This is a genomic window from Pelistega ratti, assembly GCF_009833965.1.
Classification (GTDB): domain Bacteria; phylum Pseudomonadota; class Gammaproteobacteria; order Burkholderiales; family Burkholderiaceae_B; genus Taylorella; species Taylorella ratti.
This window is the reverse complement of record NZ_CP047165.1, coordinates 1,848,137-1,869,029: the sequence shown is the minus strand read 5'-3', so window position 1 is coordinate 1,869,029 and position 20,893 is coordinate 1,848,137. Positions and strand designations below refer to the sequence as shown.

Annotated in this window: 15 protein-coding genes and 1 riboswitch; of the genes, 5 read left to right on the top strand and 10 right to left on the bottom strand. The window is 37.9% G+C overall.

The annotated features are described in order from the left end of the window. Positions 1-164 precede the first annotated feature (164 nt). From F9B76_RS08160 to metH, 5 genes are all read right to left on the bottom strand, one after another. Positions 165-1,844, bottom strand: a complete 1,680-nt coding sequence (locus F9B76_RS08160) for a cation acetate symporter (RefSeq protein WP_159991666.1) — start codon at positions 1,842-1,844, stop codon at positions 165-167. Beyond that, the gene (locus F9B76_RS08155; RefSeq protein ID WP_159991665.1) at positions 1,834-2,181 is read right to left on the bottom strand and encodes a DUF485 domain-containing protein; all 348 of its coding nucleotides are present in this window, start codon (positions 2,179-2,181) and stop codon (positions 1,834-1,836) included. Before F9B76_RS08155 ends, F9B76_RS08160 begins: the two co-directional genes overlap by 11 nt. 355 nt (positions 2,182-2,536) lie before the next feature. Beyond that, entirely contained in the window at positions 2,537-3,166 is a 630-nt protein-coding gene (locus F9B76_RS08150; protein WP_159991664.1) for a YiaD family glycine zipper/OmpA-like lipoprotein, read from the bottom strand. 268 nt (positions 3,167-3,434) lie between these two features. Continuing rightward, positions 3,435-4,214 (bottom strand): helix-turn-helix transcriptional regulator, encoded by a 780-nt coding sequence (locus F9B76_RS08145; protein WP_159991663.1) that lies wholly within the window; start codon positions 4,212-4,214, stop codon positions 3,435-3,437. Positions 4,215-4,244: 30 nt separating this feature from the next. Continuing rightward, on the bottom strand, positions 4,245-8,021 hold the full coding sequence (metH, locus tag F9B76_RS08140) for a methionine synthase (protein ID WP_159992166.1): 3,777 nt from the start codon (positions 8,019-8,021) through the stop codon (positions 4,245-4,247). Between the two features lie 302 nt (positions 8,022-8,323). Further along, positions 8,324-8,488, top strand: a riboswitch (cobalamin riboswitch). A 58-nt stretch (positions 8,489-8,546) separates the two neighbouring features. Between metH and F9B76_RS08135 the strand changes: the two genes are divergently transcribed. Next, on the top strand, positions 8,547-10,433 hold the full coding sequence (locus tag F9B76_RS08135; RefSeq protein ID WP_159991662.1) for a TonB-dependent receptor domain-containing protein: 1,887 nt from the start codon (positions 8,547-8,549) through the stop codon (positions 10,431-10,433). Further along, on the top strand, positions 10,433-11,392 hold the full coding sequence (locus F9B76_RS08130) for an ABC transporter substrate-binding protein (RefSeq protein ID WP_159991661.1): 960 nt from the start codon (positions 10,433-10,435) through the stop codon (positions 11,390-11,392). The genes F9B76_RS08135 and F9B76_RS08130 overlap by 1 nt, the downstream gene beginning before the upstream one ends. 157 nt (positions 11,393-11,549) lie before the next feature. On the opposite strand, the gene F9B76_RS08125 is transcribed toward F9B76_RS08130, so the two are convergent. Further along, positions 11,550-12,467 (bottom strand): NAD(P)/FAD-dependent oxidoreductase, encoded by a 918-nt coding sequence (locus F9B76_RS08125; RefSeq protein ID WP_159991660.1) that lies wholly within the window; start codon positions 12,465-12,467, stop codon positions 11,550-11,552. 106 nt (positions 12,468-12,573) lie between these two features. Between F9B76_RS08125 and F9B76_RS08120 the strand changes: the two genes are divergently transcribed. Genes F9B76_RS08120 through queF form a run of 3 tightly spaced genes read left to right on the top strand, consistent with a single transcriptional unit; the run spans position 12,574 to position 14,828 of the window. Beyond that, the gene (locus F9B76_RS08120) at positions 12,574-12,936 is read left to right on the top strand and encodes a dihydroneopterin aldolase (protein ID WP_159991659.1); all 363 of its coding nucleotides are present in this window, start codon (positions 12,574-12,576) and stop codon (positions 12,934-12,936) included. Between the two features lie 21 nt (positions 12,937-12,957). Beyond that, the gene (gene ttcA / locus F9B76_RS08115) at positions 12,958-13,911 is read left to right on the top strand and encodes a tRNA 2-thiocytidine(32) synthetase TtcA (RefSeq protein WP_159991658.1); all 954 of its coding nucleotides are present in this window, start codon (positions 12,958-12,960) and stop codon (positions 13,909-13,911) included. Positions 13,912-13,931: 20 nt separating this feature from the next. Beyond that, positions 13,932-14,828 (top strand): NADPH-dependent 7-cyano-7-deazaguanine reductase QueF, encoded by an 897-nt coding sequence (gene queF, locus F9B76_RS08110; RefSeq protein ID WP_159991657.1) that lies wholly within the window; start codon positions 13,932-13,934, stop codon positions 14,826-14,828. Between the two features lie 194 nt (positions 14,829-15,022). On the opposite strand, the gene dld is transcribed toward queF, so the two are convergent. From dld to lldP, 4 genes are all read right to left on the bottom strand, one after another. Beyond that, complete coding sequence (gene dld / locus F9B76_RS08105) at positions 15,023-16,705, bottom strand: D-lactate dehydrogenase (RefSeq protein WP_243140629.1); 1,683 nt, start codon at positions 16,703-16,705, stop codon at positions 15,023-15,025. A 94-nt stretch (positions 16,706-16,799) separates the two neighbouring features. After that, positions 16,800-17,984, bottom strand: coding sequence for an FMN-dependent L-lactate dehydrogenase LldD (gene lldD / locus F9B76_RS08100; RefSeq protein WP_159991656.1), 1,185 nt, complete (start codon positions 17,982-17,984; stop codon positions 16,800-16,802). A 10-nt stretch (positions 17,985-17,994) separates the two neighbouring features. Next, the gene (locus tag F9B76_RS08095) at positions 17,995-18,738 is read right to left on the bottom strand and encodes an FCD domain-containing protein (RefSeq protein ID WP_159991655.1); all 744 of its coding nucleotides are present in this window, start codon (positions 18,736-18,738) and stop codon (positions 17,995-17,997) included. A gap of 18 nt (positions 18,739-18,756) precedes the next feature. After that, positions 18,757-20,397 carry an L-lactate permease gene (lldP, locus tag F9B76_RS08090; protein ID WP_159991654.1) on the bottom strand — a complete coding sequence of 547 codons (1,641 nt, stop codon included), beginning with the start codon at positions 20,395-20,397 and terminating at the stop codon, positions 18,757-18,759. Between the last annotated feature and the right edge of the window lie 496 nt (positions 20,398-20,893).

Here is a 20,893-nt window from a genome sequence, read left to right as displayed (position 1 = left end):
TATAAAATAATGCCATTCCTATTGAATATTTATCGATAACTTAAAACAAAATTAAACCTCGCAAACCCATAACTTCCAGTAAATACCCACTCTTTTAATAACAAACAAAAATCGCCCAAATAATAATCTGGGCGATTTTAGTTTAAAGCTAAAGAATAATATTATTAATGGTCACTCGCTTCTGCTGCACCAATACCTGTCATTGAACGAGCATATTGTGCTACAAAACCTGCTTTATCCTTAGTTGCTTGAGCTGATTTATCCGTAATAGAAACTACCCATGCCACAATAAACGCTAATGGAATCGAGAACATGGACGGATTACTATAAGGGAAGATCGCCTCTTGGTAATGTAATACACTCACCCATACCGTTGGTCCTAATACAATCAAGACAATAGCCGCTACTAAACCAGCAAAACCACCTAATACCGCACCACGTGTAGTGAGTCCTTTCCAGAACATACTTAACACTAAAATCGGGAAGTTAGCCGAAGCAGCAACCGCAAAAGCCAGTCCCACCATAAAGGCAACATTTTGATTTTCAAATGTAATACCTAAAACAATCGCAACAATGCCAAGACCTAAGGTCGCTAACTTGGTCACTCGGATTTCTTCACGTTGCGTGGCTTTACCTTTACGGACAACAGAAGAGTAAATATCATGGCTAATCGCTGATGCACCCGAAATAGTCAAACCAGCTACTACCGCTAAGATTGTCGCAAAGGCAACAGCAGAAATAAAGCCTAAGAAAGTATTACCACCCAATGCACCAGATAAGTGGACAGCAACCATATTTGTACCACCAATCATTTCATAGACGGTTTTACCATCTTGGAAAATAGCCGTAAAGAATTCAGGATTTCCTTTGATAATAAAGACAATAGCACCGAAACCGATAATAAAGGTTAATAAGTAGAAATAACCAATCAAACCTGTTGCTACCACAACTGATTTACGTGCTTCTCGTGCATCTGGTACAGTAAAGAAACGCATTAAGATATGCGGTAATCCAGCTGTTCCTAACATCAAACCGAGACCTAAAGAAAGAGCATCAATGGGATTTTGCACTAAACCACCAGGTGCAAGAATAGCAATCCCTTTTTCATGAATTTCTGTTGCTCTTTGGAACATACTTTCAAAGCTAAAGTCAAATGTATAAAGAATCATAAATGACATAAAGGTTGCCCCTCCTAGTAAAAGGACAGCTTTAATCATTTGTACCCATGTTGTCGCTAGCATACCACCAAATAATACATAGGCAACCATCAAGATACCCACAATAATGACCGCTGAAAGATAATTCATTCCAAATAATAGTTGGATTAACTTACCAGCACCTACCACCTGTGCAATTAAATATAAAAGTACCACAATAAGCGAAGAAGTCGCTGCAAATAAACGCACTGGGGTCTCTTGTAAACGATAGGCAATCACATCTGAAAAAGTAAATTTACCTAAGTTTCGTAATCGCTCAGCCACAAGAAATAACACAATTGGCCAACCAACCAAGAAACCTGTCGAATAAATAAGACCATCAAACCCTTTGGTAAATACCATAGCGGAAATACCGAGGAATGAAGCCGCTGACATAAAGTCGCCTGCAATGGCCAGACCATTTTGATAACCACTAATACCACCGCCTGCTGTATAGAAATCTTTGGTCGATTTACTTTTAGCCGCTGCCCATTTTGTGATCACTAATGTCGCACCCACAAAAATAATAAACATGACAATAGCGGTTATATTAAGATTTTGTTTTTCAACTTCACCTGTAAAAGCATCTGCCCATACCACACCTGAACAGAGTAATCCTGCTATGGTTGTTATCCATTTATTTTTCATCTTCTGCTCCCATGACTTCTTTAACAACATCTTGTGTTATTTTTTCAAATTTACCATTTGCAAAATATACATAAATAGCGGTTATCACAAACGAAAAAATAATCACAAATATCCCAACATAGATACCCCAAGTAGTAACACCATCAGGATTTACTTTAGTCGCAAATAATTCGGGATTTGTCCCAATTACCCAAATAAAAGCAACATACATCACAAATATAATAAAAGAGAAACTCCAGCCAAATACACTTTTTTGGCGTGACATTTGCTGAAATTTTGGATGAGATAGAATCTTCTCAGCAACAGCTTCTTCTTTAAGTTCTTGATGATTACGCATTATCTTCCTCCATCATCAAATTAAATTAAATAGATAATTTTGTTGATTAGCAAGTTTCATATGTTATGTACCTAACTAGCCGACAAAATCAAGGCTTAAACTTATAATAAAAACTCCTAAAAAATACATTTCACCATCTTAATCGAAACAGAAAAGAAATCCACTTAGTATTAACCTTAATAGTAATAACCATAATAAAAGTAGAATAAATGGTGAGAAAACATCTCTTTTACATTACTAACAGACATAAAAAAAGTGGACTTATAACATCCACTTTTTTTGATTGCTTAGTATATTGATCCTCTTTTTCAGTAAAAAACCGTTTGAAATCAAAAGAGGAAAAATGTATGAATACTTATTTCACGGCATATAAATAAACTTCTACTCGGCGATTTTGTGCACGACCCTCTACGGTTGCATTATCAGCAATAGGATCATGGAAACTACGACCTTCCGTTGAAAGACGAGATGCCTCAATACCATGAGAAGATAAATAATTCACCACACTATTCGCACGATTAACAGATAAAGATTGGTTTAATTGTGCAGAACCTGTATTATCTGTATGCCCAACTACTTTTACACGTAATTGGGGTGATTTTTGCATCTCTTCTGCTAGGGCATTTAACACTGGGAAAGAACCAGATTTAAGTTGATAACTACCACTATCAAATGTAGCTCCCTCTGGGAAATTTACTTTTAGGCTACCATCAGGTAATTGAGTGGTTGAAACACCCAATTTTGAACCTGTCTCATCTACTTTACCAACAAGACGATCCCAGTTATAACCCGTGATACTACCTGCTACAGCACCAATCCCCGCACCAATTAAAGCTGATTTAGAAGAGTCTCCAATCAATGCACCAAGACCAGCACCAATAGCTGCACCAACACCAGCACCTGTTGCTGTATTACCAGCAGTTGAAGCACAACCGGCAAAAATGGTGGTCGTTAATAAAAGAGCGGTTAATTTTGTATATTTCATAAAACCTCCAAAAAGAGAGACAATTTCACTTGATAACTAGCTATACAAGTAATGACGATAAAATACCTATCCATAATTTGCTAGTTTCATCACTATCAAATTATAAAAATATATAACATTTAATATTACCACATAGCATTTTCTATAAGATAGATTATAGGGTAGCATTATGTTAAATCATTTCTAAGCGAATTAAGTACAATCGCTAACTTAATATTAATACTCAAACTAAATAGCTATTTGATATTTAAACCATTCAACTATAAGACTAATGAGGCAATAGCATTACCAATTTATATTCTAAATGCGTTGCTAATCGGAAGGTTAATTGCTCATATTCCTGATACCCTAAAACAGGGTGCATAAACTCTCTCAACCCTCCTTCCCTTGCCAATACTGTTTGTCTATCCCACCAGTATTTAAACGTCTCACTTTTTTGGGATAAATCATCAATAAAGCGAACCACCTCAGGCTCTTCAATACTTGCGACTATATCCGCACGAAACTCTGATACAGCTCGCTTGGCACGTTCTTCCCAATTTAATACAATACTTTTTGCCTTAGGTTCTTGGAAAATAAAGACCAATAAATTAGCCTGTTCTACTTGAGAGAGACAACCATCAAAAAGCTGGTCTAATTGCGGATTAAAATAGAGAATATTCCAATATTTATCCAGAATATAACAAGGCCCATTTACCGCATTAACACACTCGGCTAAATGGCTTGGCAGGCTACCATACTGTGATTTAGCAACATCAGGATCTATAACATCAGCTAACTCAAAAAGATACGCTCGCTCTACCTTATTTAAATGTAATACATCTGCTAGCTTTGACCAAACATGAGCAGATACGGCAACATCTCGCCCCTGCTCAATCCATGTGTACCAAGTAACGCTAATATCACACAGCAAGGCAACCTCTTCTCGCCTAAGCCCCGGTGTTCGCCGACGCTGTCCACCACTCAATCCTGCCATCTGAGGGGTAATACGCGCACGAGCATGGCGAACAAATTCACCCAGTAGTTGCTTTTTTCGAGAAGTTTTCATCTTTTTCTCTATCCATCAGCAAGCTTTCAATTACTCCAATACATTATGTAAAACACGTTTAGCCTTAGCGACTTCAAAACCTGTTCGTTCACAATAATCATCAAATTGATCTTGTCCAATATTACCAATACTAAAGTAACTAGCTTTAGGGTGGCTAAAATAAAAAGCTGATACGCTTGAAGCCGGAATCATAGCATGACTACCTGTAACATGAATACCCACATCCTCAGGGTGCATTGCCTCAAACATCGGAATCATAACACTTAGATCAGGGCATGAAGGATAACCGGGAGCAGGACGAATACCTTGATATTCCTCACCAATAATAGCTTGTAAAGACAAATCCTCTTTAGGTGCATAACCCCATAAATCTGTACGAACACGGTGGTGCAAACACTCAGCAAAAGCCTCTGCCAAACGATCTGCCAATGCCTTAACCATAATTAAGGAATAATCATCCATATCTTTTTCAAATCGTTCTTCATGCACTTCAATACCAAGTCCACCCGTTACCGCAAACATACCAATATAGTCCTTAACACCTGATGATTTAGGTGCAATATAATCAGCTAACGATTTATTGCGTATATCATCGCGTTTTTTATTTTGCTGACGAAGTAAATGCCATGTAAAGAGAGTTTCTGTACGACTTTCATCCGTATAAATTTCAATATCTTCTTCATTCACCGAGTTCGCAGGATAAAAAGCAACCACACCACTTGCTGTGAGCCAACGACCATCAATAATTTTCTGTAACATCACTTGCCCATCAGCATAAATCTTACGCGCTTGCTCTCCAACCGTTTCATTATCCAGAATTTTAGGGAAACTACCCATCAATCCCCATGTCATAAAGAAAGGCGACCAATCTAAAAACTTCACAATTTCTTTAAGATCATACGATTCAAAAATACGGCGACCAATAAATTTAGGTTTAGGTGGTGTATAGTTAGCCCAATCAATAGGTTCTTTATTTGCTCTCGCCTCTTCTAAAGGAATAACAGGGTTCGCTCGGCGATGAGCATGGCGTTGTCTCACTTGCTCATATTCAATCGCTAATTCTTTAAGAAACTTTTCTTTATTGTCTGATACCAAATTAGTACATACCCCAACCGAACGACTAGCATCAGGGACATGAATAACAGGGCCTTCATAATTAGGTGCAATTTTAACCGCTGTATGTACACGACTCGTTGTTGCTCCCCCAATCATTAAGGGGATTTTTTTCTCTCTAAAATAAGGGTCTCGTTGCATTTCAGAGGCAACATAAGCCATTTCTTCCAGACTTGGCGTAATAAGCCCTGATAAGCCAATAATATCGGCATTCACTTCTTTAGCTTTTGCCAAAATATCAGCACAAGGTACCATCACCCCCATATTTTCTACTTCAAAGTTATTACACTGTAGAACAACAGAAACAATATTTTTACCAATATCATGTACGTCCCCTTTAACTGTTGCAATAACAATCTTGCCTTTTGCCTTAACATCACCACCTGCAGCTTGGATCTGACGTTTTTCTTCTTCAATAAAAGGAATAAGATGGGCAACCGCCTGCTTCATCACACGAGCTGATTTCACCACTTGAGGAAGGAACATTTTCCCTTCACCAAATAAATCACCCACCACATTCATTCCATCCATCAGAGGGCCTTCAATCACTTCAATAGGACGTCCCCCTCTTTCAGCCACTTTTAAACGGACTTCCTCTGTATCTTCCACAATAAACTGGGTAATACCATTGACTAACCCATAGGTTAATCGTTCTTCAACAGGTAACTCTCGCCAAGCAAGGTTTTCTTCTTTTTTCTCTGTAGAGCCTTTTATCTGTTCAGCATATTCAACCAACCGTTCTGTAGAGGTACGGTCATCATTGGCATCAGTTTTTCCTACAGGGTCTTTTCGGTTAAGAATCACATCTTCAACCAAATCACGTGTTTTTGTATCTAAATCGGCATATACACCCAACATCCCTGCATTGACAATCCCCATTGTCAAGCCCTCTTTAATTGCATAGTAGAGGAAAACCGTATGAATCGCTTCTCGCATACGTTCATTTCCACGGAAAGAGAAGCTCACATTAGAAATACCACCTGAAATGCGTGCATAAGGTAGATTCTCATGAATCCATTTCACCCCATGGATAAAATCAAGTGCATAATTATCATGCTCTTCAATACCTGTTGCCACAGCAAAGACATTCGGGTCAAAAATAATATCCTCTGGTGGGAAGCCCACCTCATTTACTAAGGTGTGATAAGCCTTAGCACAAATTTCTTTTCGTCTTTCATAATTATCCGCCTGCCCTTGCTCATCAAATGCCATCACCACAACAGCAGCCCCATATTTACGACAAAGACGAGCCTGAGCCAAGAAAGGCTCAATCCCCTCTTTCATAGAAATAGAATTTACAATAGACTTGCCCTGCACACATTTAAGCCCCTCTTCTAGCACTTCCCATTTAGAAGAGTCAATCATAATAGGGACACGAGAAATATCAGGTTCTGAAGCAATAAGATTTAAAAACCGACGCATACTGGATTTGGCATCTAGCATCGCCTCATCCATATTAATGTCAATAATTTGCGCACCATTTTCGACTTGTTGTCGAGCCACTGCCAACGCCTCATCAAATTTTTCTTCTTTGATAAGTCGTAGGAACATCTTAGAACCCGTCACATTAGTACGTTCTCCTACATTGATGAATAGTGTTTGATCATCAATATTTAAAGGTTCTAAACCTGATAATCGTGTTTTGATAGGAACTTCTGGTACTTCTCTGGCATCAAGGGACTGCACCGCTTCTCGAATAGCTTGAATGTGTTCTGGTGTTGTACCACAGCACCCCCCAACCATATTGACTAAACCTGCTTGAGCAAATTCCTGTAAAAGAGCGGAAGTATCTTGTGGCCCTTCATCAAAGCCCGTTTCACTCATAGGATTAGGCAGACCGGCATTAGGATAAACGCATAAAAAAGTATCACAAATCTTAGAAAGCTCTGCTACATAAGGGCGCATTAATGCTGCCCCTAAAGCACAGTTTAGACCAATCGTAATGGGGCGAGCATGGCGAACAGAGTTCCAAAATGCCTCAACCGTTTGCCCTGATAAAATACGGCCTGATGCATCAGTAACCGTACCCGAAATCATAACGGGTAAACGAATACCTCTTTCTTCAAAAACCGTTTCAACCGCAAAAATAGCTGCTTTTGCATTTAAAGTATCAAAAATTGTTTCAATTAAAACAATATCAATACCCCCATCTAATAAACCATTTAGCTGTTCAGTATAGGTTGCAACCAACTCATCAAACGTGATATTACGTGCACTCGGATCATTCACATCAGGGGAAATAGAAGCCGTTTTAGGCTGAGGGCCCAAAGCACCAGCGACAAAACGAGGGTGTTCAGGGGTACTATACTGATCACAAGCCTGACGCGCTAATTGAGCCGATACCACATTTAGCTCATACGCAAGATGAGATAAATCATAATCCCCTTGCGCAACAGAAGTTGCCCCAAAGGTATTTGTTTCAATCACATCTGCACCAGCCGCTAAGTATTGTTGATGAATTTCTAAAATAACATCAGGGCGTGTAAGGCTTAGTAACTCATTATCACCTTTGACATCTTGTTGATGATCGGCAAAACGCTCCCCTCTAAAATCCTGCTCGGTTAGCTTATAGCGTTGAATCATTGTACCCATTGCTCCATCCAGAATCAGGATCTTGCCTTGATTCAAACGGCGTGCAAACTCAGCACCATGTGTATAAGCATCAATAGGATAAGGTAAGCTAGGATATTTCACGATAATCATCACTTCTAAAATTTTAACGATAGAAAATTTTACCATTTACACAACAAAAACTTAATAATTTCCCTATAGAGTGCTGTTATTCACATTCAATGCTTTATAGGTAAAACAGTTTACGCTACAATAGTAACCTCTTGTAAAAGATGATGTATTAAAAGTCTTATGCTTATGGGTTTGTGTCCTATATAAGCGAAGAAAACAGAAAAAGAGTAAATCCAATTCTACGTATCTTTTAATACATCATCTCAATTGATACTCGGTTGGGTGATAAAAATGTCGTACAACTTTACACCCTCCATCAATGATCTTTAGAGGTGCTTTTAACATAGCCAAAAGTAACGACTATGGGGTAAAAGTAAATGGGAAACAGATATTCAATGTAATTAACCTGTACTGCCCCCGCAACGGTAGGCTTTTTTCATAAAAGCGAGTCCGATACCAGCCTTTTAAAGATAATCACATCAGTGATACTTCCTTTAACTTTGTGCGGGGACGCACATTTTTAGAAGATACCTTTTTATGAATATTTCTCCTTTAAAAGTTGCCATTATGGCAGCCTTTGTACCTGTCTGTGCCTTTGCACAAGAAAATACAACGCCATTATCTGAACAATTAGATCCTATTGTTGTAACCGCTTCTCGCACACCAGAAACATTGAAGAATGTGGTGGGGGATGTAACGGTTGTAGATAGTTATCAACTACGTAATAGCCACTCACTGACTATTGCCGACATTCTCAAAAAACAAGCAGGGATACAAACCTATAACAATGGCGGTTCACAAACAACAACAGGCGTTTTTATTCGTGGTGTCGCTGAAAAACAATCCCTTATTATGATTAATGGTATTCGCATTAATGAAACCTTTAATGGGGGGGCTTACTGGTCAGCACTTAGCCCAGCCACTTTTAACCGTTTAGAAATTGTCCGTGGTGCAAGCAGCAGTTTATATGGTTCTAGTGCATTAGGTGGTGTTATCAATGCCATTAGTACACCTGCAGATACAACAGAACAAGGTAATCATTTCTTTGCTGGTATCGGTGCAGGTAGCCGAGGCAAAGTCAATACCTATGCTGGTGTTAATGGTGTACAAGGCAATTTTGACTACCATCTAGCAGGTTCTTTTGCTCGTGCAGATGGTTTTAATGCAACCACACCAGAAAGCGGTACTTCTACTTATAATGCAGATAGGGATGGTTATAAACAAGCTACGCTTAATGGCGCTTTAGGATATAAATGGGCAGATGGTCAGCATATTGGTATTACTTTTTTTAATGGTTATAGCCATAATGACTATGATGCAGGATTACTCACCAACAATATCTATGATATAACTCGCCAACAAGTCTATACCGTTACATCTACTAATCAAATAACACCATGGTGGCAAAGTATTCTTCGTTTTGGCTTTAGTAAAACGAGCTATTTTACCCCTTCATATGATGCTGATTACGGATACGGTGTAAGTACAAATCCCGCCTATAGAGCTAATTCTTACCAACGCCAACTCACATGGCAAAATAATTTTAGTTTAGATGCTAATAATTCCCTATCAACAATCGTAGAACGTAATATTGAGAGTGGTGTCGCAAATAACTATGCTCCTACAAAATCTCATCGAACCACAAACGCACTAGGACTAATCTATCGAGGACACTTTAACCGCCATCATATTCAAGCTAGTATTCGTAATGATAATTTTTCTGACTATGGTCATAAAGTAACAGGTAGTTTGGGTTATGATTTTGATATTACTAACGCTTTATCTATCGGTATAGCAGGTAATACGGGTTTTAGAGCACCTACATTCCAAGAACAATTTGGAACTTATGGTGGTAACAAAACCATTGCCCCTGAGAAATCACGTAATATAGAAGCACATATTACTTACCGTACAGATAGCACTACCTTACAAGCAACGGTTTTCCATAATACCATCAAAGATCTCATTATTTCTAATGGGCAATCTTATCCTAACAATCGCCTAGAAAATATTGGTAAAGCAAAAATAAAAGGTATTAGTCTCACCGCTGAACATGATTTTGGTAGTACCCAGATTTATGCAGGTGCTGATTTTCTAAATGCCAAAAATGATATTACGGGTGAACGCTTAATTCGCCGAGCTAAAGCGATTTACCGAGCAGGTATCACACAACAAATCGGCAACTATGAAGTAGGTGCTGACTATTTATTTGTAGGTCATCGTACAGATACTGATTTCAATACAAGTCGTACTGTACGCTTAGGAGGATATGGTTTAGTGAATCTTCGAGCATCTGTAAACTTCAATGAACAGCTATCTGCTCAATTCAGCATTAACAACCTCTTCGATAAGCACTACACCCCTGCTTACGGCTATAAAGGCGAAGGGCGTACCTACTTCTTAAACTTAGCTTATCAACACTAATGATGAAAAAAGGAATAGTTTTATTACTACTATCCTTTGGGGTATCTGCTTTTGCAAATACCCCATCAAACGCTGCTGATACGTTAATAGATCAGCAGGGTATTTCTACTATAAACCATTCAGCAGTAGAAAATACCGCTACTACATTAGCTGTTAGTCCACGTATTATCAGCCTTTCACCCGCCGCAACAGAATTAATCTATGACCTTGGTTTAGAAAACCATTTGCTAGCTATTGATAAAAACAGTAATTACCCTGAACAAACCAAACAACTTCAATCGATCGGTGATGCCTTTTCACCTAATAGAGAATTACTCACTCTACTAAATCCTGATATCGTTATTAGCTTTTCATTATCTCCTGTTATTGAACAAGCACAGCAACAGCTCCAATTTAAGCTACTCATCATGCAACCTAAAAACATCGATGAACTACTCACACAAGCACAGCGTTTGGCACAACAAATAACAAAAACCAAACAGCCTACGGAAGAAGCAAACCATAATCAACAACAAGCACAACAATCCATTAAACAATGGCAACACAGATGGGATACACTTAAAAAACAATATACCCAAGCACCAAAGAAAAAAGCATTTGTTTTCTTAGGCACACAACCTATCTATGCCTTAGGGAAAGAAACCTTTCTTAGCCAGAGCCTACAAACCTGTGGTGCTGAAAATATGTTTCCTCATATCAAACAAAGTGCCTTTATTCTCTCCGCAGAAGAACTTATCCTTAATCCTCCCGACATCATTATTGCCGGTATAGCCTCTTCTGAGCATTATCCAACCAAACAAGCAGAAATACAAAAAGCACTTGAAAAAATTGGTGTTAATATTCATTCAAATAATATTTTACTCTTTGATGAAGATATTTTATTTAGACCCAGTATTCGTTTCTTAAATCATCTACCTCAACTATGTGAAGCGATACAACAACACAAAGTAGAGCAATAGCAATCTATTTATTTAATATTTAAACTAATTTTTCACAAAACCCATCATAATACTATTCCCCAAAGTACGGAAAAATAGTGATTAACAAAATGAGTTTTACGAACGTAGCAAGAAACCGCTCGAGCGACTTAACGCTAGCTAATATTTTATAAGCTATTTACCTCTCGATTCCCTCTAAAGACCGCTGAATTGCCTTAGCCGCGACAATACCATCAGCCATTGACGTTACCACACAAGGGTGCATACGATTAGCAGATTCACCAATCGCATAAATTCCGGGGATACTACTCTGTGCTGTTTTTTCTTCTGTCCAAATATATCCCATTTCTTTCAGTTTTAAATTTAAATGCGTAATCCCATCTAACTGAGGTTCATAGCCATAAAAAACCATAATAATCTCATATTTTTCCCCATTAATACACATATTATCAGGGTCAAATTCATATTCACCTATATGTAATTGTTTAGGGTTAATACTATTTAACCACTTTTTCTGAGCACGAATACTACGCGCATAAATATCAACCGTCCGAACGCCCCTATCCATCACATATACTGCATTTTCCAAGGCATTATCCCCACCACCAAGAATAGCAACCTTTTTCATCACAAAGTCTTGCTTATAGACATGTTTTCCCGGCCCCAGTAGAATATTGGGATAACGTTCATTTTCTTTCATCTGCACAGGGCGCTTATGTTTAACACCACTCGCAATCACTATATTACGCCCCCTAATAGCATGAAGTTGTTTTTCTTTATCTTCAAAGAAAACTTTAAATAAAAGCGTTTCACTTGCTTCTTCACGTTGAATATTTTTAACCATTTGTTCCAATAGAACAGGTACACGCGCAGACTCTAAACTCTTTTTAATTTGTACAGAAACCTCCTCACCAGTCAAATCAGGGGCAGTAATATTCCACGGATCAGGAAAAGGATTTAAAGCGCATAACCCTCCTACTGTTGAGGCTCTATCAATAATAATCGGTTTAAACCCTAATAATGATAGCCAAACAGCACAGGACGCACCCGCTGGGCCTGCACCAATAATTACCGCATCATAAATCATTGCGTTCATAGTCGCTCACATATAAAGTTTCTTTATTAATAAGCCGTATTGTAGCCAATTTAGAGATAGAAAACATTACAATTTACTCTTAGATATTAAGCATTATTTTTATATCATGACACCAACACAAAAGATTTTTTTTAATCGCTTACGACTAGATGCGCGTATAGGGATTTTAGAGCATGAATTACGAGCAACCCAAATTATTTATATTGATGTAGAACTTGATATTGATGAAATGGGTGAGCCTGATGACCTTGATATATCAACCGTCTTAGACTATCGTAAAATTCGTGAAACCATTATTGAAGAAGCGACTCGCCAACATATCCACCTTGTCGAAGTGCTTGGCCGTCAGATTACACGCCGACTGTTAAATGATTTTGCTGAAGTTAAACACGTTAAATTGCGTATTAGTAAACCTGCCGCTTTTTCAGATTGTGATGCTGTAGGGCTTGAATTTTCTGCTTCCCGTTAATTTTAAATAAATAATTTTTATATGACTATTGATCCTGCTTTAAAAGAAAAATTACGCCAAGATAATAATAAATTAAGTAAACGTATTATTCGAGAAACAGCCACTGCCATCACCGATTACAATATGATTGAAGACGGTGATAAAGTAATGGTTTGTCTCTCTGGCGGTAAAGACTCCTATGCCATACTAGATGTGTTAATGACGCTTAAAACACGCGCTCCTATTCACTTTGATTTAATTGCCGTTAATCTTGATCAAAAGCAACCGGGGTTTCCTGAAGAAGTCCTACCCACCTATCTTACCCAAGTAGGTGTTCCTTTTCATATTGAAAACAAAGACACCTACTCTATTGTCAAACGTCTTGTCCCCGAGGGGAAAACAACCTGTTCACTTTGTTCACGTTTAAGACGAGGGATTTTATACCGTGTGGCAGATGAACTAGGCTGTACAAAAATTGCACTAGGGCATCATCGTGATGATATTTTGGCAACCTTTTTCTTAAACCTATTTTATGCGGCTAAATTAAAAACCATGCCACCTAAATTAGTGAGTGATGATGGAAAGCATACTATCATTCGCCCTTTAGCTTATGTAACAGAAAAAGATTTAATCGCCTATGCAGAATTGAAAAAATTCCCTATTATTCCCTGTAATTTATGCGGTTCACAAGAGAACCTTAAACGGAAAGAAGTCGCTAATATGCTTAGAGCATGGGAAAAAGAAAGCCCCAAAAAAGTATGGAATATTTTTAAATCACTGGCAGCAGTTGCTCCTTCTCACTTAATGGATAAAAATCTTTTTGATTTTATCAATTTGCGTCCTACAGGTATTGCAGATGAGAATGGGGATAAAGCATTTGATGAAGAGACATTCCCTGATCATCAAGACGAAGACTCACCAGAGAATATGGTTACTTCCTCTACAACACCCCCTGATACCACTCGTCAAAAAATTATTAGCATCCAAAAACTTTAAGTATAAAGTAAGGAAACCTTATGACTATCGAACAAGAACTTAATCACGCACCACTTGGTAAAAGTAGTGAATACCCAGATCACTATGATCCTAGCTTACTTTACCCTATCCCTCGCTCTATTGGTCGCCAGTATTTGAGTATGCAGCCAACACCCGAATGGATAGGGGAAGATATATGGAGAGCATTTGAAGTTTCTTGGTTAAATCATAAAGGCAAACCAGAGATTGCTATCTTAACCTTTAGCATTCCTGCCTCTTCAACCTATATTATTGAATCCAAATCTTTTAAACTTTATCTTAATTCTTTTAACCAAGAAAAAATAACATGGGAAGTGCTTTTGGAAAGGTTAAAAAAAGATCTTAGCCAAGCAGCAGGAGCAGAAGTAAGCATTAAACGAGAGCAAGCACATACGGCTATTGTTCAAAATACTGCTTTAGAACAAGCTACACCAGATACTGACACACTTACTATTACCCCCTCTCTTCACGCTATCCTGCTAGATGACTTAGATATTGAATGCCATATCTATGAGCCAACAGCGAGCTTATTAAAAAAAGATGATTCACGTATTGTTAAAGAAGTACTTATCTCTGATTTACTCAAAAGTAATTGCCCTGTTACTTCCCAGCCCGATTGGGGAACAGTTGTGATTAGTTACGAGGGATCAGCGATTGATCACAAAGCATTACTGCAATATATTGTGTCATATCGCCATCATAATGGTTTTCATGAACAATGTGTAGAACAGATTTACTGTGATATTATGCAACAATGTAATCCTGTCGCCTTAGAGGTCTATGCTCGCTATACTCGCCGTGGGGGATTAGATATTAACCCTCGCCGCCAAAGCCCTAATTTTGTACCTATACAAGCGAATACTCACTATGATCAATCTATTCGTACACCAAGGCAATAGGTTTGTATTATTAATTAAATAGTAGTTTATATTTAAATTATTTTTCTGTAATATTATCGTAGATATTGAAAACGCTTTAAACCCCATAAAAGGTTATCAATATCTACGCTATAATTTAGACATCATCTGACTTATACCATCAATCATAATAAATACAAGTAGCGATACTTTCTATAAAATAATCCTCCACTCCCCTACTCTTTCCAATAACGCTTTCTACTGGTATGACCAATCCCGACATTAAACGTATTGCTTGGGTCTAATCGGCGATAATGGTTCACCAAGGCAGCTTTTGCTAAATATAAATGCCCTACATTATGTTCAGCAGGGTATTCTGCCCCCCTACCATCTAATATGGTCCACATCTTATGCTCCATAGCAAGCGGATCAACCCCTTTACGAACAATATAATCTTGATGAAATACATGACAGAAAAAATGACCATAGTAGAGCTTATGAATAATATCCTTATTCAACTCTTCTGGTAACTCTTCCTCCCATTCTCTATCATTTCTACGCAAAGCAATATCCAATGCTACTATATCTTCTACTTCTTTTTGATGACAATCCCGATAGCGAATAGCCGCCCCTGCTATAGCAAAGCGATGTAAAAAAGCCTTTCTTCCTTCATCGGCATTACATAGGAAAAAATTTCCTGTTGTATGCTCTTTGAAATAAGTAGTCAAAAAATCTTTGACTTGCTCTACATCTTGTTTTTCTATACGAATAATTAAATGATGCGGATATAAATCACGGTACTGATTCATGCGCTCAGGTAAATGGTTTGGTAAGAATTTCATGAAAAACTGAATCAGTTTATCACCCCATCCTTTAAGTTTACATTTTTCTAATACACCATCTACTTTTGCTTTTAGGGCAAACGCTTGTGGCACTTTATCTGTACCAAATTTCTCAATAAATAAAAAAGTATCCTTACCATACTCTGCCCCTATATCATAGGCAGTGCGATGAATATACTCACCAGCAATCGGTAAATTGGGTAACTCTTTTAAAAGGTACCGTCTAATTGCGGTTAAATCATCTTGTGTTGAACTCCCAATATAAAAAACCTCACTCGCTACTTTTTCAAAGGTATCTAATCGCACTGCAAAAACACAAACTTTACCGGCAGAGCCTGATGCTTCAAATAAGCGAGAAGGATCATTATTAAACCGAGCCGGAGTATCCGCATCAACTTGTTTCACATCATGTGCATAACGATGATCAGAAGCAACCCGTTGAGTATTATTATCAATATCCTGTTCACTATAATGAGCAGTAGATAAGCGTTGTAAAATTTCTTCTGGGGTATCACCTAAATCAATCCCTAAGTGATTAATTAACTCTAATTCATTGTCTTCATTCAACCTTGCATATAAAGCTAATTCGGTATAGGCAGGACCTCGTCTGACAAGAGCACCGCCTGAGTTATTACAAATACCACCCAACACAGAAGCTCCTATACAAGAAGAACCTATCACTGAATGCGGCTCTCTATTATGTGGTGCAAGCACTTTTTCTAATTCATTTAAGGTTGCCCCTGGTAAACAAACTACTTGTGTTGCCTGATTAATTAACTGCACCCCTTTTAATCGAGTAGTATTTAAAATAACAACAGGTCTATCATAATCACTGCCAAAAGGTGTCGAACCGCCTGTCAGCCCTGTATTTGCTGCTTGCATAATAACAATACAATGAGGCACTACTGCTTTTAGCACTTGCCATTGCTCTAATAAACTTCCGGGTTGAACAACGGCTAATACTTCACCCGACCCATAACGTTTACCCTGACGATAAAGACGGGTTTGATTATCCTCTGTTAAAACATATTTCTGACCTACGATTTGTTTTAATACATCAATTATAGAGGTATTCATTTTCTTATCCTTCATCAAAATAAAAAATCGGTTGATTACCTATTATGTCATAGTATAAGTCAACCGATTGTTTTATATCTAAACTATTTATTTGTTAAGTAAGATCACTGGCTGCCTCAACAAGTTGTTTCTCTGTTCTAACGAGGCTATCACGCGTAATTTCAGAGACAGTTTTAGCTGCTGTGAGCGTCATCGCAACGTGCATTTCTTTTTTCATTAAATCAAGTAAATTTTCTACACCTGCTTGACCTGCTGCACCAAGGGCATAGACAAAGGCACGACCAATTAAACACGCATCAGCCCCTAATGCCAACATACGCACAATATCTAGCCCATTACGAATACCAGAGTCTGCAAAAATTTTGAACTCTGGATACTTAGGCTTAACCGCATCTACGATAGCAGGTAAGGCTTTTGCACTCGATAAAACACCATCTAATTGACGACCACCATGATTAGACACAATAATACCATCCGCACCAAATTCTGCTGCTTTTAAGGCATCTTCTGGATCAAGAATTCCCTTAATAATCATCGGGCCTTCCCAGAACTCACGAATCCATTGTAAGTCTTTCCATGAAATAGAAGGATCAAAATTAGCACCTAACCAGCCGATATAATCCTCTAAGCCTGTTGGCTGTCCACGATATTTAGAAATATTACCTAAGTCATGCGGACGACCATTGACACCTACATCCCATGCCCAATGTGGATGGAAAACCGATTGCATATATCGACGCATTGCCGCATTAGGGCCACTCATACCAGAATGTGCATCACGATAACGTGCCCCTGGAACAGGCATATCAACCGTAAAGACCAATGTACTGCATCCTGCTGCCTTAGCTCGTTCTAGGACATTTTTCATAAAGGCACGATCTCGTAGTACATAAAGTTGAAACCACATAGGACGATTAATCGCAGGCGCAACCTCTTCTATCGGACAAACAGATACCGTTGACATCGTAAAGGGAATACCCTTTTTATCAGCGGCTTTAGCAGCTTGTACCTCACCACGTCTTGCATACATACCCGTTAAACCAACAGGTGCTAATGCTAGAGGTAAAGAAAATTGTTCTCCAAAAATTTGGGTAGAAGTATCAACATTCGTCATATCCTCACGAAGCACTAATTGCCGTAAAGCAATTGTTGATAAATCACTCACATTATTTCTTAATGTGGCTTCATCATAAGCACCACCATCAATATAGTGGAATAAAAAGGGAGGTAAACGGCGTTTAGCCGCTTCACGATAGTCTTTCGTTGATGAAATAATCATTTTTTCTATCCTAAAATTTCTTTAACCGGTTTTTACGTTCTTGACGAGCAATTTCCTCATCAATTTGCTTTACCTGGTCAATTACATAATGAATATGTTGTTGTACACTCTTTAAAGCGTTGGTCGCATCTTTTTGCTCAATCGCCGTTAAGAGTGTCGAATGTTGATGATTTAATTGATCAACCATCAACGTATCGGTATACATTTTATGACGTGCTAAGACGACATTATGTTGCAATAGTTCAAACACATTGCGCATTAATTGAATCAGCACAATATTATGGCTAGCTTCTGCAATGGCTAGATGAAATTTAGCATCTGCATGAGCCGCCTTTTCTAAGTCGCCTATATTCTGATAGTGTTGTAACTCTTCATACACTGCCCGAATATGGTTTTTTTCTTCATCTGTCGCTCGAAGTGCCGCATACCATGCTGCACCACTTTCTAATACAGCTCTGGCTTCTTGTACATCAAAGCGATAATCAGGATCCTGTAATAAAAGATTATCTATCTGTTGTAGATTAGCATCCATCTTCTGGATAACAGGATTTTGTTTTAAAAACGTACCAGAACCAACTTTGGTTTCAATAATACCTTGAGCCGTTAATTGCTTTAATAATTCTCTTAATCTTGTACGAGAGACAGATAATATCTCACATAGTTTTCTTTCGGCAGGTAAACGGTCTCCAACTTCAATTCCTTGAGATTGAATCATATCACATAGAGAAGCAATGAGTGATTCTGTTGCAACCATAAACCTGCCTTAGAGAAATTAGTGAGGAATCATTCCGGGCAATAAATATGCCTGTACAGTTACTATAATACCAATAATTACCGCAAAAATTAAGCTATGTTTAACAGTGAAACGGAATAAATCTGACTCACGACCCACGATACCAACTGCTGCGCAAGCAATTGCAATAGATTGTGGTGAAATCATTTTACCTGTTACACCACCGCTTGTATTCGCTGCTACTAATAAAATATCAGATACACCAATTTGATGTGCTGTCATTGCCTGTAATGCACCAAATAGGGCATTTGCAGAAGTATCTGACCCAGTTAAGAATACGCCTAACCAACCTAAGAATGGTGAGAAGAACGTAAACGCACCGCCTGTATGTGCTAGCGCTAAGGCTAAGGTTGTTGATAAACCTGAGTAGTTAGCGATAAAAGCAAACGCAAGCACCATACCGATAGAGATAATTGATGCACGTAATTCTTTTAATGTTTCACCAAAAGTAGCAACGGCTTGAGAGGGTTTCATACGTAAATAAATAATTGTAATGATTGCCGCAATTAAAATAGCTGTACCTGTAGCCGATAACCAGTCAAACTTATAAACTGCCGCATAATTTGTTACTTCAGCAACGACAGGTGGTAATTTCTGAACTAAATTATGTAACCCTGGCACTTCAATATTGATAATAAAGTGTTCTAACGCTCCACCTGCTTTGAATAAATCTTTAAAAGATTTAAGACTCCAAACAGTTACTACAACGGTTAGAATAACAAATGGCATCCATGCTCTCATAATTTGAGCCGTTGTATAAGAATGTTTATCAGATGATTTATCATCTTGGTTAAAACGGAAAATCGTTTTAGGCTGCCAATAGCGGCATAAAATAGTTAAACTTATGATAGTCGCAATAGATGCGGTAATATCAGGTAGCTCTGGGCCTAAATAGTTTGATGTAGCCCATTGTGTAACTGCAAATGATAAGCTACCCACTAAAATAGCAGGCCACATCTCTTTAACACCACGCCAACCGTCCATAATCGCCATTAACCATACTAAAACAATTGGTACAACAAACGGTAATTGACGACCTACCATTTGGCTAATGTGCATAGGATCTAAGTTAGATACTTGACCTGCCACAATAATTGGAATACCCATTGCACCAAAAGCAACAGGGGCAGTATTAGCAATTAAGCAAAGACCTGCGGCATATAAAGGGTTAAATCCTAAGCCCACTAATAAAGCAGCTGTAATCGCAACAGGCGCACCAAAACCGGCAGCCCCCTCTAAGAATGTTCCAAACGCAAAACCAACTAAGAGCATCTGCATGCGCTGGTCTTCTGTGATAGATAAAATACTTGAACGGATAATATCAAATTGCCCTGTTTTAACAGAGATTTTATAAAGAAATACCGCACCAATAATAATCCATGCAATCGGCCATAGACCGTAGAAGAAACCATATACAGCTGAAGATAATGCCATTCCTACAGGCATTTTATAAGCAAATAAAGCGACTAAAATAGCAAGAATAACGGTAATCGTACCCGCCATCAAACCTTTTAGACGAAAAACAGTTAATGCTAAGAAAAAGAAAATAATTGGGATAAGTGCGACTAAACTAGATAGCCATATATTCCCAAATGGATCATAGAGTTGTTGCCATTGCATATTGTTATTGCCCTCCAAGGCATTTAATAAATAAACAGTATGAATTGGTATTACCAATTCATGATTGGTATATCCAATAATTAAGTGCCTAGCATAATACCTTTATCTAAATTTTTCAGTAATTAGGGTTTCTACTAGGTTTTCTGTAATTTTACGAAAAAAAACATTTAATTTACATTACATAAATTTATTTAATAATTAGAGGGGATTAAAAATGACTTTAAATTCAAGATAAAGGGGCAAGATTTCAAATTATGAATGAACAATATGAGCTATACGATATTGACTCTGACAAGAGAGGTCATATGAATAAAGATATATAGAAAGAATATGAGGGGTTATTAATAGTAAGTGGAAGCGAATAGTAGAAAGCAGCATTATAGCCTAGTGAGTATACCTACAAGGATTAAATAAATATAATGGGAGTATACAATAAGGACTGTATAGCAATTAATAATAAAACATGATGATTCACTGAGAAAGCGGTATAGGTGTT